The sequence below is a fragment of the Paenibacillus sp. FSL W7-1279 genome (assembly GCF_037969845.1).
In the GTDB taxonomy this organism is placed as follows: Bacteria; Bacillota; Bacilli; order Paenibacillales; family Paenibacillaceae; genus Paenibacillus_AQ.
Genome location: NZ_CP150215.1, coordinates 6,028,756 through 6,041,915, shown reverse-complemented (window position 1 = coordinate 6,041,915; position 13,160 = coordinate 6,028,756). Strand labels below are relative to the sequence as shown.

The window sequence follows — 13,160 nt, the reverse complement described above, 5'->3', positions numbered from 1 at the left end:
ACCCTGTTTATGGAAGATATGAACGAAGAACCGTAGATTGCCCGTCCAGCGTATATGCACCCAGGTTAGCTGGCAGCAGGAAGCATTGTCCGGACGTATACTCAATGGAGCCGTTATCCCAGCTGAGGGTTCCTTGACCATCGCATACCACGACGATCGTGAAGCTTTCCGCGGAAGTGGACAAGGACCAGGCACCGTTAACAACGCCTTTCTCGACAACAAAATAGGGAGATTTGGCAAGCTCAAGCCATTCTCCAGGCGCGGTTCCTTCCGTGCTCATTGTGGTCGCGCCGGATCCTTCGTAGGCCGTCACGTTCAAGGAGTCCTCGATATGAAGCTCGCGCGGCTTACCGTCAAGACCTGGTCGATTATAATCGAAAATCCGGTAGGTTGTATCCGAATTTTGCTGAATTTCCGCCACTACAACGCCAGCACATAGGGCGTGCACCGTACCGGCAGGTATGTAGAACGTGTCTCCGGCTTTTACGGACACTTCTTGCAGCTGGTCCATAACCGTGCCGTTTTCCATGGCCTCTTTCAACGTCTCGCGGCTAACGCCTTCCTTCAGACCGTATATGATTTTGGCGTCCGGCTTCGCATCCAGCACATACCACATTTCTGTCTTGCCCAGCTCGCCTTTCGGAAGCCCCTCATAGTCATCGGTCGGATGCACCTGAACGGAGAGGTTGTCATTGCAGTCAAGCAGCTTGATCAGCAGGGGGAACCGTCCGTTAACCTCGGAGAATCCCTTGCTGCCAAACCACTCCCGTCCAAATTGCTCCCGAACCTGATCCAGGCCGCGACCGGCAAGTTCACCGTTCACAATGCTGGTCGTGCCGTTCGGGTGGTCGGCGATCATCCAGCCTTCTCCGATATGTCCTTCAGGAATATCCAGGCCGAATTGCTCCAGGGCACGGCCACCCCACACACGCTCTTTAAATTCGGGTTGGAACAATAATGGATATGGTTTTGTCATAGTAATCATCTACCTTTCATCATGTTTGGAATATTCTATGGATGTAAGTGCATGGACCTCTCCTAGAACTTATATCATATCGGCTTCTTCCGTTCCAGTGCAATGAGATATGGCGCTTCGGAACGCTGAAGACCACGATACAATATCGTTTGCACCTTGTGCGGGGGCAATTCAGCCGCCCAGGCCTGCACGGCGTCCGCTTCGGCATCGCCGCCTTTATGGCCCGGGTACAGCACGATGGTGATAATGCCGCCGGGACGGAGCAGCTCGATGGCAGCTTCCAGAGCCGTGAGTGTGCTGGCGGTTTCCGTCATGATCCGTTTATCTGATGAATCTGCCGGAAGGTAACCGAGATTGAACATGATCGCACCCATACGGCCATGCTCGCACTCAGGAACGCATTCTCCCATAAGGGCATGGCTCTGATGGTGAAGGGTAACCTCCGCAAGGGTGCCAGGCGGTTCCTTATCAAGCCGATCACGAGTCAGTTGCAGCGCCTGTTCCTGAATATCAAAAGCGTACACCTTGCCCTTTGAACCTGTGCATTTGGCTAGATACAGCGTATCGGCCCCGGTTCCCGCCGTCGCATCCAGCGCAATGTCTCCAGGCCGCAGCCTTTCGGACACGAGCTTGTGAGCAAAACTCAAAACCGAGAGGAAGCCCATCAGGATCCCCCCCACAATTTACCCTGCCATGTATCGCGGCGCTTGAGCTCGGCGTCAATGCCGTTAAGCACTTCCCACTTCTTGAGACTCCACGTCGGTCCGATCAAGAGATCCCGTGGAGCGTCTCCGGTCAGACGGTGCACGATCATTTCGGGAGGTAAAAACTCCAGGCTATCTACGATAAGGCTGATATATTCGTCCTGTTCCAGGAACCGTAGCAGCCCCGCCTCATATTGCTTCACCATCGGCGTCTTGCGCATGAGGTGCAGCAGATGGATCTTGATTCCCTGCACATCCATCTTGGAGACCGCTCGGCCGGTGGCGAGCATCATCTCGTGGTCCTCTTGCGGAAGGCCATAAATGATGTGTGTGCAGACACGAATGTTATGCTTGCGCAGCTTTTCGACCGCTTCCAGATAACATTCGGTATCATGGGCACGGTTGATCAGCTCGGAGGTGGAATCATGGATCGTTTGCAGGCCCATTTCCACCCAGAGATAGGTTCGCTCATTCAGCTCGGCCAAGTATTCCACGACGTCGTCTGGCAGGCAATCCGGGCGTGTAGCGATCGATAAACCGACAACGCCCGGCTGCTGCAGAATGACTTCATAGTACTCCCGAAGCTCCTCTACCGGAGCATAAGTGTTGGTATAGGCTTGGAAATAACCGATGTATTTGGCGCTCGGCCACTTCTGGTGCTGCCGGTCCCGGATGGTGTTGAACTGGGTAACAAGATCGTCCCGCCGTCGTCCGGCAAAATCACCGGAGCCGCGGGCGCTGCAGAAGGTGCACCCGCCCTTGGCAATCGTGCCGTCGCGGTTCGGGCACGTAAAGCCCGCATCCAGCATAACCTTGAATACTTTTTCCTGGAATTGGCTGCGCATCTCGTAATTCCATGTATGAAATCGTTTGTCGCCCCATAATGTTGGGGCGGGTCTAAGTGATGTACTCATGTGTGCTCCTTTTATAGCCGCATAAGATGAATAGAGACAGGGATTGCCGTGCCTCAAAGTATACATGTTTTACTTAACTTATCCTTAAGCAGATATGTCCATTGTAACAAAAAATAAAACTTTGCGTTATATACAGGTCTTCAAGCCTAATTAAGATGTTGTTACTTGAATGAATTGCATATAATTGGTATATTTAAAGTAGAAAAATAAAAATATGATTCAAGCAATTTTGGCATGGGTATATATCGGATAGGATTCATATTTGTGTGACGTCATGGATACAATAATACCGTGAGGTGATTACGAATGAATTCATCGACAGTAAAGAATGACAGTAGAGACAAAATCGCTGTGGAGCTTACCCCGAACGAAGCTTTAGCCCTTACTGGCGTGGAGTTTAACTCCAACCAGGACGTGAAGGCTTCGGCACGTCGCAAGATTCGGGCCGCCTTTGAGAAGACGTTTGAATTTACGTCGAATGAAAGGTAGACTATTCACAGTTTAACCATCGCGGAACCCCAATTCCAAATATAAGAAAGAGGAACCTAAGCCTTTGCGTTAAGCAGAGTATAGGTTCCTTTTTCTATGGGGCTTTACTTTTGGGAGTAACTTCGTCACAATAAATGCAGTATCGGGATATCATTCTAAATTTACTTGGAAAGTTTCGGAGGTATGACATGCGTTTACGCGGAAGAAAAGGTATACGGGAAAATCTGGAGCAGCAGGAAGACCTGGTCGTTTTGGACCCCGGTCAATATAGAGGGAAATGGGCTTCATTATTTGGCAATGACCTCCCGATCCATGTCGAATTCGGCATGGGCAAAGGTCAATTTATAAGCCAGATGAGTTACAAACATCAGAATGTGAATTTTATCGGGGTGGACATGTACGACGAGCTGATTCGCCGCGCAAGCGAAAAGGGACGCAATGTCTGGGCTCAGGACGGTGTCGATACCCCGCCGAATTTGAAGCTGGCGCTGTTTAATATCGAGAATGTCGAGCAGGTTTTTGAACCCGGCGAGATCGAACGTTTATATTTAAACTTCAGCGATCCGTGGCCAAAATCCAAGCATGCCCGCCGTCGTTTGACGCATCCGCGTTTTTTGGACAAGTACTCCCAGATCCTGAACGAGCGCGGGGAAATTCATTTCAAGACCGATTCGGTTACGCTTTTTGAGTTCTCCCTGAATGCATTTGCCGATTATGGTTTGCAAATGACGAATATTTCGCTGGATCTGCACCGGGACGGACTGAACGAAGAACACGTGATGACTGAGTACGAGACGAAATTCGTCGGTCAAGGTATGCAGATACATCGCTGCGAGGCCATTGTTGGCAAGGAAGCACTTGCTTCCTACCATAAGAATCGTCTTGAAAAATACGGTAAATAACGTCTATATGGTAGAGTTTCTTCGATGATAGCGCTTGCATCTATTATAATAGTAGGAAATCTATCAATTCGATGACGTGTTTGCGGACAACGGCGCAAAAAAAGGTGTGCTCCCTCTTTAGGAGTACACCTTTTCGTTTTCCAGCATGTCGATGATGCTGCGTGCGCTTTGCATCGGATGGAATCGCTCGATGTCTCGCAAATTTTGCGCCCGTTGCTGTTGAATCACATCGTATTGATGAAGCAGTTTGTTCATCCAGTTGGCAAGAACATCCAGCGAATGGATAGGTTCGCCCAAACCTTGCGCGGTGAAATATTGGCAGTTCTCTTCTTCCTGTCCCGGAAGAGGCTGATGAAACAGCATCGGGATTCCTTTGGCCAAGCCTTCGGTGCATGTCATCCCGCCTGGCTTCGTAACGAGCAAATCCGACACCTCCATCAGCTTGTCGATCTCGCGCGTAAAGCCCAAAATCCGGATGTTCGGATGCTGGAACCGGGGGTTGTTCTCCATCTCCTCGCGTCCCTTGTCGTTATTGCCGAGGCAAAATATGATCTGGACTTCGTCGCGCCATCGGGTCAGAAATTCATGCACCACTTCGTCATTCATGATGCCCCAGCCTCCGCCCATTACAAGCACGGTAGGCATATCGGACAGATGAAATCGTTCCCTGATTTCCTTCTTGCTCGGATGCGTCCAGAAGTCGGGATGGATCGGAATGCCGGTAACCTGAATTTTGGCTTGGGACACCCCGCGATTGAGCAGCTTTCGCCTCACCTCCGGCGTGGACACGAAATATCGGTCGACCTCTGGACTGATCCATGTATCGTGAGCATCATAATCGGTAATAACGGTACACAGAGGCACATCGATGCCCAGTCGTTTCAAACGCGAGATGACCGCACTTGGTATAAAATGGGTACAAACAATGATGTCGGGTTTGAGCTGTCTAACCACGTTTTTGGTGCTTGTATAGAACATTCGGTGAAGTGCTAAAGCCGTAAAGCGATTAAAGGACTTTTGATGGCGATACATGTACCCGACCAATCTCGGGCGAGTTGTAATCGTCTTTCTGTAGGCCGAAATGATCAGTGGAGCGATTTTAGGGTTCAAGAAGCTCCCGAGCTCGAGAACTTTGGTCTGTACGCTAGGCGATAACTGGCGCAGGCTGCTGGAGAGTGCATGAGCGGCCTGTGTATGGCCTGCACCGAACCCTTCAGATAACAGCAAGACTCTTTTTTTAGCCACTACTTTTCACCCGTTCTGCAGCGTTATTCTTTAACTTTAACATATCGACTTTGGGAAAAGAAATCAACCGTTCTCCACTTATGTTTCAGGGACTTTGGTCCCGGAAACGGAAACTTTGTTCGGCAAACTTCTCGCTGGCGCCTTGCTACTTAAGGAGTTAGTCAGCAGCGCGCATTTTGTAGAAAATCAGGGTCCGTGGTCTTTTGACTTGAGTATGAGATGCCGCTACAATGATTCAAACGGACATCAAAAAGTTTATTAGAGAAAGAGCAATGAAAAACGAAAACTTTTTGGGTGTCTGTTGCGTTTATTTATTGGCGGACAAGTCGAAAAAGAAAAAATGGGCAGCCAAGAGAAATAAAAAGCAAGGAAACGGATGAAAATAAGAACTAAAGCCGTTTGAAACGAAGCTTGCTGGCAAACGACATTGCAAGCTGAGCTCTTTTACGAAGTTTTTCCGTAAATTAGAGCATTCCACGGTTTTGACAAAAGATTCAAAAGTGTGGAAAATCGTGTATGACGTGCGAAGTTGCCCCGCGGCACCGAGGCTACTAGAAGGACAGACACAAGTCACAGGGTCATAGCAACAACAAAAAAAGCGAAAAACTTAGAGAGAAAAAAATAACAAACATTCTCGGGTTATAAAAAGGGGGTAACGGAGAATCATGACAGACGCCATCTTTATCGCGCTCCAACTATTCTTGGCCGCGGTGGGTGTGTACCAGTTCGTATTCTCTTTGTTTGGTCTGGTCAAAAGAAAAAAGAAACAACAGTTTGAACCCAATAAATCATTTGCAGTGTTAGTTGCTGCGCACAACGAAGAACAGGTTGTCGGTGCATTAATGGAGAACCTGAAACAGCTTGATTATCCGAAGCATCTGTACGACGTATTTGTCATCTGCGACAACTGTACAGATCGTACTGCAGAGATCGTCCGTGCCCACGGGATGAACGCATGCGTGCGCACGAATCAGAATCTCCGAGGCAAAGGTTATGCCATCGAGTGGATGCTGAAAGAGCTCTGGGCAATGCCGCGCCAGTATGATGCGGTTGTCATGTTTGACGCGGATAATCTGGCCGCTCCGAATTTCTTGAACGAAATGAACAATGATCTCTGCTCTGGAGCAAGAGTTATCCAGGGATATATCGATACCAAGAATCCTGAGGATTCCTGGATCACTGCCTCTTACGGGGTATCTTACTGGTATATCAACCGCTTGTGGCAGCTCTCCCGCAGCAATCTGAACATGGCGAACTTCCTCGGCGGTACGGGAATGTGCTTTGAGACCAATCTCTTGAAGGAGATCGGCTGGGGTGCAACCAGTCTGGTTGAGGACTTGGAGTTCACGATGCGCAGCGTTATGCGCGGCGTGTATCCGAAGTTCAACTATGACGCGAAGGTATTTGACGAAAAGCCGCTTACGTTTAAGGCTTCCGCCAGACAACGTCTGCGCTGGATGCAGGGTCACTTTACGGTTGCCCGTCGTTATTTCTTCCCGCTGCTGTGGCGTGCCATTAAAGAACGCAGCCTCGTGAAGCTGGACTTGGCATTGTACGGAGTCAACGTTTACATCGTACTGCTGACTTTCTTGTTGACGGCCATCATATGGGTTGACAGCTCATTCTTCGATGGTCCGAATATCGCGAACCTGTATGGATATTTACCGCTCTGGCTTAGTTTTACAGCGATCGCGGCGAATGTGTTCACGTTCATGATCGCGATGATTCTGGAGAAAGTGAAATACAAGAAAGTGTATATGTATCTGGTGCTGTTCCCGATTTACCTGCTGTCGTGGTATCCTATCACGGTGTATGCGTTCTTCACGCAGAACAACAAGCAGTGGAGTCATACGGAGCACACCCGGGTTGTACGCCTTGAAGAAGTTCAAAGCAAACAAGGCTAATCCAATATTTATATTGCATCTGTGTTGACAGAAGATAGGATGACCTGTTATACTATCGTAGTCTGTTAAACAGAATATCTGATTGCAAGCAGAAGCGCCGCTTCTCACCTGACCGACATGTGTTGGCTGGTTTGATCACGAAATCAATGAATGGATTTAACTTCATTTGTGAGATGAGTATCAAATAGGGATGTCGGTGATTAACCCGTCATCCCTTTATTTTTTTTGCAAACAGGAACAACAAGTAATTTGGAGGTGGAGGACTATCAGTAAGGAACATATGATCAATGACGAGATTCGGGCCAAGGAAGTACGTTTGGTTGGTGCCGAAGGTGAGCAAATCGGGATCAAGCCGATTCGTGAAGCACTGCAAATGGCAATTGATCTCAATCTGGATCTGGTGAACGTGGCCCCTCAGGCGAAACCGCCGGTATGCCGCATCATGGACTACGGTAAATTCCGCTATGAGCAGCAGAAGAAAGAGAAGGAAGCACGTAAGAACCAGAAAATTGTGGATATCAAAGAAGTATGGTTCCGAGCCAACATTGAGGAGCATGATTATCAAACCAAGCTTCGCAATGTCGTTAAGTTTTTGAAAGACGGCGATAAAGTGAAATGCTCCGTGCGTTTCCGTGGTCGTGAAATCACCCATGCTAACATTGGTCAGAAGATTTTGGAGCGCGTGAAAGTGGAAGTGGCGGATCTCTGCGTCATTGAACGTCAACCGAAATTGGAAGGCCGCAGCATGATTATGATTTTGGCTCCAAAAGCCTAAGAGAAATTAGAGGAGGAAGTACTACAATGCCTAAAATGAAAACACATAGCAGCCTGAAAGGCCGCTTCAAGATTACTGGTACTGGTAAAGTTAAACGTTATAAAGCTTACAAAAACCACTTGCTTTCCCACAAATCCAAGCGTGCGAAGCGCGTATTGTCCAATAGCCCAGTTATGGCGCCTGGAGATGTTAAACGTTTGAAGCAAGGTCTGGCTAACTTGAAATAGTAAACAACAATTATTGGGAGGTCTTTTGATATGGCACGAGTTAAAGGCGGATTTGTCGTTCGTCGTCGACATAAAAAAGTATTGAAGCTTGCGAAAGGTTATTTCGGTTCCAAACACCGCATTTTTAAAACAGCGAACGAGCAGGTAATGAAATCCCTCGTTTATGCATACCGGGATCGTCGTACAACGAAACGTAATTTCCGTAAATTGTGGATCGTTCGTATCAACGCGGCTGCTCGTCAAAACGGTCTGTCTTACAGCAAATTGATGCATGGTCTGAAGCTTGCTGGCGTGGACATTAACCGTAAAATGCTGGCTGATCTGGCTGTTAATGACCTGAACGCGTTTAATTCTTTGGCTACTGTAGCTAAAGAAAAAGTGAACGCTTAATTATACGTGTATGAAGAAACCGCCGTAATATTACGGCGGTTTTTTTATTTGTAAAAAGAAAACCATACGCTATGCGTATGGTTCAGGATAGCTTAAGCGTTGTATAAAAAAAATCCTCCGAAGTGTTAAGATAAATTCGGTTCGCCAACCAAATTTAAAACACGAGGAGGAGATCAGATGGCATCTGATGTGAACAGTTTAGCACATACAAAATGGAATTGTAAGTATCACATAGTGTTTGCACCAAAGTACAGAAGACAAGTGATCTATGGGAAATTGAAAAGAGATATAGGAAAAATACTAAGACAATTGTGTGAAAGAAAAGGTGTAGAAATTATAGAAGCAGAGGCATGTAAAGATCATATACACATGCTGGTAAGTATACCGCCGAAAATAAGTGTGTCATCATTTATAGGGTATCTAAAAGGGAAGAGTAGCTTAATGATATTTGATCGCCATGCAAATTTAAAATATAAGTATGGGAATCGAAAATTCTGGTGTAAAGGGTTTTATGTGGACACGGTAGGAAGGAACAAGAAAGTGATTGAAGAGTATATACGAAATCAGTTACAAGAAGACGTGGTTGCAGAGCAAATGACGCTGGAAGAGTATATAGATCCATTCACAGGAGAAGAAACAGGAAGCAAACGAAAGAAGAAGAACTAGAAGACCCCTTAAGGGGTAGCCGAAAAAGTAGTGCGGTTGGCGAACGATTCAATGCCCTTTAGGGCTGGCCAGTAACAAAGGCTTTCAGCCGCAGAGCAAACCACCCGTTCACACGGGTGGTTTTGATTTTTCGCTCCTGTCCGTCATACATAAGGATCCTAAGTGCTGAATGCTGGGCAGGACGAGCTTTTTCACCTATCTTTAGCCATCGTAAGGGCCATGAAACAAGCAAGGGAACTCCTTCCGGAATAGATTGAAATGTATATTACCTGAGGAGGGATCTTATGCACAAGCCTGTCAGCAAGGCAAAAGTGAAATCATATGTGGGCAAACAGATCGTAGCGTATAAGAAGGACGGGACGATGGTGACAGGCAAGCTGGTACGCGTTTCCGGCAACCGCCTTTTTGTAGAACCGGCAACCAAGGGGAAAAAAGTGAGAACCAAGGCGATTCTTCCGCTCGCATTGTTTGACCTTCTTGCCATTGGGACGGCACCTTATGCGTTCGGTGGAGGCTATGGTGGCGGATTCGGTGGATATCCGGGAGGCTACCCAGGGGGATACGGCGGATTCGGACCGGGGTATGGCGCATTCGGGCCAGGCTTTGGGCCAGGTTTCTTCTGGTAATTAGAGGAACCAAATCTTCTCTAGCTCATAACAGCGGCTCGGTTCGATGATTCTTGTAACCGTGTAGCCGAGCTTTCGGTAAAAGTTAAGGCCGGTCTGGTTTCCAATATCGACCATGACCTTGGCGCGTTTGCATCCGCGGGATACAGCGAAACGTTCGGCATGCTCCATCAATCGGACGCCCCACCGTCTTCGCTGTGCGGTGGATGCGACGGCCAGCATATCGATATACAGCAGTTCGCCGTGCATCATAAAATGGATAAAGGCAATGATTTTATCGTTATCCTGAGGCGAAGCAACAAGGGTCACGCCGCGTCGTAATCGAGAGGGAATATCCTGACGGATGATGTCCAGCTCTTTTTTTGTCATATGGGAAAGCGGGACGAGTTGGGACTCAATGAGTTGTAGAATCATCGGATCATCCTGCTCCGGTTTTCGATAGCGGATCATCGTGTTGTTTCCTCCCTTCACCGCTATTAAGGATAGCTCCATTTATCATATGTAGCAGGGTTTAAGAGCGTGTTTTGCATCAAGGAAGCGAAGGGATTGCTCCAATTGTGAATGAAAACCTTTCATCGGAAGTAAAATAAATGTGTTGACTTCTGGAATGAATGAATCATATAATGTTTCTAAACATTTTAACGAAAATATCCAATCGGCAATGATGAGGACGAAGTTTAAAGGGCTCTTTTGCTCAGAGAGTGGATGGATCAGCTGAAACCACCACCAAAACCCCTTTTATACGAGCTCACCTCGGAGCTGTTTCCCTGAAAGATGCTACGTTATGACTTTATCGCATTAAGTCGTAACAGCGTTTATTAGGGGGAATCGTCTTAGTCCACGTTACGGACTGCAGATATTGAAGAGCTGTGTTCATTGTGTTCTTCATACCTGCTGAGGCTTTACACTGCGAAGTGTAGGGCAAACATGGGTGGTACCACGGAAGCTAAACCTTTCGTCCCTCACACGGAGTTACTCCGGGTGTGGCGACGGAAGGTTTTTTTGTTGCTTGAATGAAGAGTGCCAATATTTGAGAGGAGGATGACTGATGAGCGCGCAAACTCCAGAAGTGCGGTCTACAGAACAATTACGAGAGAAATGGTTGAAGCCTGAAGTGATTACCGGATCGGAAATCTTGCTTCGGAGTCTTCTGCTCGAAGGTGTCGAATGCGTCTTTGGATATCCGGGCGGGGCGGTCCTGTACATCTACGATGCCATGTATGGTTTTGAGGACTTCAATCACGTCTTGACCCGTCATGAACAAGGCGCCATTCATGCAGCTGACGGTTACGCTCGCGCAAGCGGCAAAGTCGGTGTGTGCATAGCGACTTCAGGACCGGGGGCAACGAACCTTGTGACCGGTATCGCAACAGCTTATATGGATTCCGTTCCACTCGTTGTGATAACCGGTAACGTTGCAACAACCCTGATCGGTACGGACGCTTTCCAGGAAGCGGACATTACGGGCATCACGATGCCGATTACGAAACACAGCTATCTGGTAAGGGATGTAAAGGATCTGCCAAGGGTGATTCACGAAGCCTTCCATATCGCTTCAACCGGCCGCAAAGGTCCGGTACTGATCGATATTCCGAAGGATGTATCCGCCGCAACGACGCTGTTCCAGCCGGAAGAACGAATTCAACTGAGAGGATACAATCCTCGGACGGTACCTAACAAACTTCAGTTGGATAAATTAGCCCGCGCGATTGAGGAAGCCGAGCGTCCTATGATCCTTGCTGGCGGCGGCGTGATTTACTCCGGAGCTCATGAAGGGCTGTACGAATTCGTGAATAGATCCGGGATTCCGATCACGACAACGCTTCTCGGTCTGGGTGCCTTCCCAAGCGGCCATGAGCTGTGGACGGGAATGCCGGGTATGCACGGAACCTACACATCGAACCATGGTATTCAGCAGTCGGACCTGCTGATCAATATCGGGGCAAGATTCGATGACAGGGTTACAGGCAAGCTCGATGGTTTCGCGCCACATGCGAAGATCGTTCATATCGATATCGACCCGGCTGAGATCGGCAAGAACGTGCCAACCGATATCCCGATTGTCGGAGACGTGAAGACCGTGCTTGAAATGTTGAATCCGCTCGTTCCGTACGCAGCGAAAGCAGATGCGTGGAGAGACCAGATCAGAACATGGAAAGCCGAATACCCATTCCGTTACGTCGATTCAGATACTGTGCTGAAGCCGCAATGGGTTATCGAAATGCTGAACGATACGACAAAGGGTGAAGCGATTGTAACGACTGACGTTGGCCAGCACCAAATGTGGGCCGCTCAGTATTACAAGTTCAACCAGCCGCGTTCCTGGATCACCTCCGGCGGTCTCGGAACGATGGGCTTCGGATTCCCGTCCGCGATTGGTGCCCAGATGGCGCATCCGGATCGCCTGGTCATTTCGATCAACGGGGATGGCGGCATGCAGATGTGTTCGCAAGAACTTGCCATCTGTGCCATCAACAACATTCCGGTAAAAATCGTTGTCATCAACAACCAGGTGTTAGGAATGGTTCGTCAATGGCAGGAGCTCATTTACGATAACCGTTACAGCCACATCGATCTGGCAGGCAGCCCTGATTTCGTCAAGTTGGCTGAAGCCTACGGTGTCAAAGGACTTCGTGCCACCACGAAAGAAGAAGCACAGCGTGCTTGGGCCGAAGCGATGGAAACACCGGGACCCGTCCTCGTTGAATTCGTTGTAGAGAAAGGCGAGAACGTGTATCCGATGGTGACGCAAGGGTCGACAATCGATCAAATGCTGATGGGGGATGCGTAAGATGAGTACAAAACATACCATTGCCGTACTAGTGAACGACCAGCCGGGTGTCCTGCAGCGCGTATCCGGGTTATTCGGACGCAGGGGCTTTAACATCGAGAGCATTACCGTGGGGCAGTCGGAGGAATCCGGCTTGTCCCGGATGGTTATCGTAACCACCGGTGATGAAACGACGCTGGAGCAGGTGGAGAAGCAGCTTTACAAGCTGATCGATGTTATTAAAGTCATTAACCTGAGCTCGAAACCGATGGTAGCCAGAGAGCTCGCCCTGATCAAAGTAAAAGCCGAGCCATCGGCCAGACCGGAAATTATGGGCGTTGTCGAGACATTCCGCGCATCCGTCGTGGATATCGGCACAGCCAACCTGATGGTTCAGGTAGTTGGCGATACCGTCAAAATCGATGCCATGATCGAGCTGCTTAAGCCGTATGGCATCCAGGAGCTTTCCCGTACCGGGGTTACTGCGATGATTCGCGGTAACGCGTAATGATTTTACGTTTTTCTTTTTATCCGGATGACAAAGTTATTGCAATATAAGCGTTAGACACCTG

16 protein-coding genes and 1 other annotated feature are annotated in these 13,160 nt (G+C 48.5%); of the genes, 11 read left to right on the top strand and 5 right to left on the bottom strand.

Features of this window, described 5'->3' with window-relative positions; genetic code table 11:
• Positions 1 to 7 precede the first annotated feature (7 nt).
• The 3 genes from MKY82_RS27275 to MKY82_RS27265 all read right to left on the bottom strand — a co-directional run bounded on the left by MKY82_RS27275 (position 8) and on the right by MKY82_RS27265 (position 2,594).
• Entirely contained in the window at positions 8 to 976 is a 969-nt protein-coding gene (locus MKY82_RS27275) for a type I phosphomannose isomerase catalytic subunit (RefSeq protein ID WP_194544342.1), read from the bottom strand.
• A gap of 74 nt (positions 977 to 1,050) precedes the next feature.
• Positions 1,051 to 1,641 (bottom strand): class I SAM-dependent methyltransferase, encoded by a 591-nt coding sequence (locus MKY82_RS27270; RefSeq protein WP_071222662.1) that lies wholly within the window; start codon positions 1,639 to 1,641, stop codon positions 1,051 to 1,053.
• Entirely contained in the window at positions 1,641 to 2,594 is a 954-nt protein-coding gene (locus tag MKY82_RS27265) for a TIGR01212 family radical SAM protein (RefSeq protein WP_113060005.1), read from the bottom strand. The genes MKY82_RS27270 and MKY82_RS27265 overlap by 1 nt, the downstream gene beginning before the upstream one ends.
• Before the next feature lie 306 nt (positions 2,595 to 2,900).
• On the opposite strand from MKY82_RS27265, the gene MKY82_RS27260 reads away from it, so the two are divergent.
• Both MKY82_RS27260 and trmB read left to right on the top strand, forming a co-directional pair.
• The gene (locus MKY82_RS27260) at positions 2,901 to 3,083 is read left to right on the top strand and encodes a hypothetical protein (RefSeq protein ID WP_194544341.1); all 183 of its coding nucleotides are present in this window, start codon (positions 2,901 to 2,903) and stop codon (positions 3,081 to 3,083) included.
• A 188-nt stretch (positions 3,084 to 3,271) separates the two neighbouring features.
• Positions 3,272 to 3,985, top strand: a complete 714-nt coding sequence (gene trmB / locus MKY82_RS27255) for a tRNA (guanosine(46)-N7)-methyltransferase TrmB (protein WP_194544340.1) — start codon at positions 3,272 to 3,274, stop codon at positions 3,983 to 3,985.
• Positions 3,986 to 4,102: 117 nt separating this feature from the next.
• Here the strand turns inward: trmB and MKY82_RS27250 are convergent, their stop codons facing one another.
• Positions 4,103 to 5,230, bottom strand: a complete 1,128-nt coding sequence (locus MKY82_RS27250) for a glycosyltransferase (RefSeq protein WP_220684048.1) — start codon at positions 5,228 to 5,230, stop codon at positions 4,103 to 4,105.
• 230 nt (positions 5,231 to 5,460) lie between these two features.
• On the opposite strand from MKY82_RS27250, the gene MKY82_RS27245 reads away from it, so the two are divergent.
• From MKY82_RS27245 to MKY82_RS27215, 7 genes are all read left to right on the top strand, one after another.
• Complete coding sequence (locus MKY82_RS27245; protein ID WP_194544338.1) at positions 5,461 to 5,610, top strand: hypothetical protein; 150 nt, start codon at positions 5,461 to 5,463, stop codon at positions 5,608 to 5,610.
• 285 nt (positions 5,611 to 5,895) lie between these two features.
• The gene (locus MKY82_RS27240) at positions 5,896 to 7,134 is read left to right on the top strand and encodes a glycosyltransferase family 2 protein (protein ID WP_071222667.1); all 1,239 of its coding nucleotides are present in this window, start codon (positions 5,896 to 5,898) and stop codon (positions 7,132 to 7,134) included.
• A gap of 80 nt (positions 7,135 to 7,214) precedes the next feature.
• Positions 7,215 to 7,361: a sequence feature (ribosomal protein L20 leader region), on the top strand.
• 53 nt (positions 7,362 to 7,414) lie between these two features.
• A complete protein-coding gene (infC, locus tag MKY82_RS27235; protein WP_071222668.1) occupies positions 7,415 to 7,909 on the top strand; it encodes a translation initiation factor IF-3 in 495 nt (164 codons plus the stop codon).
• Positions 7,910 to 7,935: 26 nt separating this feature from the next.
• On the top strand, positions 7,936 to 8,136 hold the full coding sequence (gene rpmI, locus MKY82_RS27230) for a 50S ribosomal protein L35 (protein ID WP_007127239.1): 201 nt from the start codon (positions 7,936 to 7,938) through the stop codon (positions 8,134 to 8,136).
• Positions 8,137 to 8,166: 30 nt separating this feature from the next.
• Positions 8,167 to 8,526: a 50S ribosomal protein L20 gene (gene rplT / locus MKY82_RS27225; RefSeq protein ID WP_071222669.1), complete on the top strand. Its 360-nt coding sequence runs from the start codon at positions 8,167 to 8,169 to the stop codon at positions 8,524 to 8,526.
• Between the two features lie 177 nt (positions 8,527 to 8,703).
• Complete coding sequence (gene tnpA, locus MKY82_RS27220; RefSeq protein WP_071223663.1) at positions 8,704 to 9,192, top strand: IS200/IS605 family transposase; 489 nt, start codon at positions 8,704 to 8,706, stop codon at positions 9,190 to 9,192.
• A gap of 284 nt (positions 9,193 to 9,476) precedes the next feature.
• Positions 9,477 to 9,818: a hypothetical protein gene (locus MKY82_RS27215; RefSeq protein WP_194544337.1), complete on the top strand. Its 342-nt coding sequence runs from the start codon at positions 9,477 to 9,479 to the stop codon at positions 9,816 to 9,818.
• Here MKY82_RS27215 and MKY82_RS27210 read toward each other — a convergent pair whose 3' ends face one another.
• Positions 9,819 to 10,268 (bottom strand): GNAT family N-acetyltransferase, encoded by a 450-nt coding sequence (locus MKY82_RS27210; RefSeq protein ID WP_339294773.1) that lies wholly within the window; start codon positions 10,266 to 10,268, stop codon positions 9,819 to 9,821.
• A 598-nt stretch (positions 10,269 to 10,866) separates the two neighbouring features.
• On the opposite strand from MKY82_RS27210, the gene ilvB reads away from it, so the two are divergent.
• Positions 10,867 to 12,609, top strand: coding sequence for a biosynthetic-type acetolactate synthase large subunit (gene ilvB / locus MKY82_RS27205; RefSeq protein ID WP_339294772.1), 1,743 nt, complete (start codon positions 10,867 to 10,869; stop codon positions 12,607 to 12,609).
• Between the two features lies 1 nt (position 12,610).
• Positions 12,611 to 13,096 (top strand): acetolactate synthase small subunit, encoded by a 486-nt coding sequence (gene ilvN / locus MKY82_RS27200; protein ID WP_071222673.1) that lies wholly within the window; start codon positions 12,611 to 12,613, stop codon positions 13,094 to 13,096.
• Positions 13,097 to 13,160 lie beyond the last annotated feature (64 nt).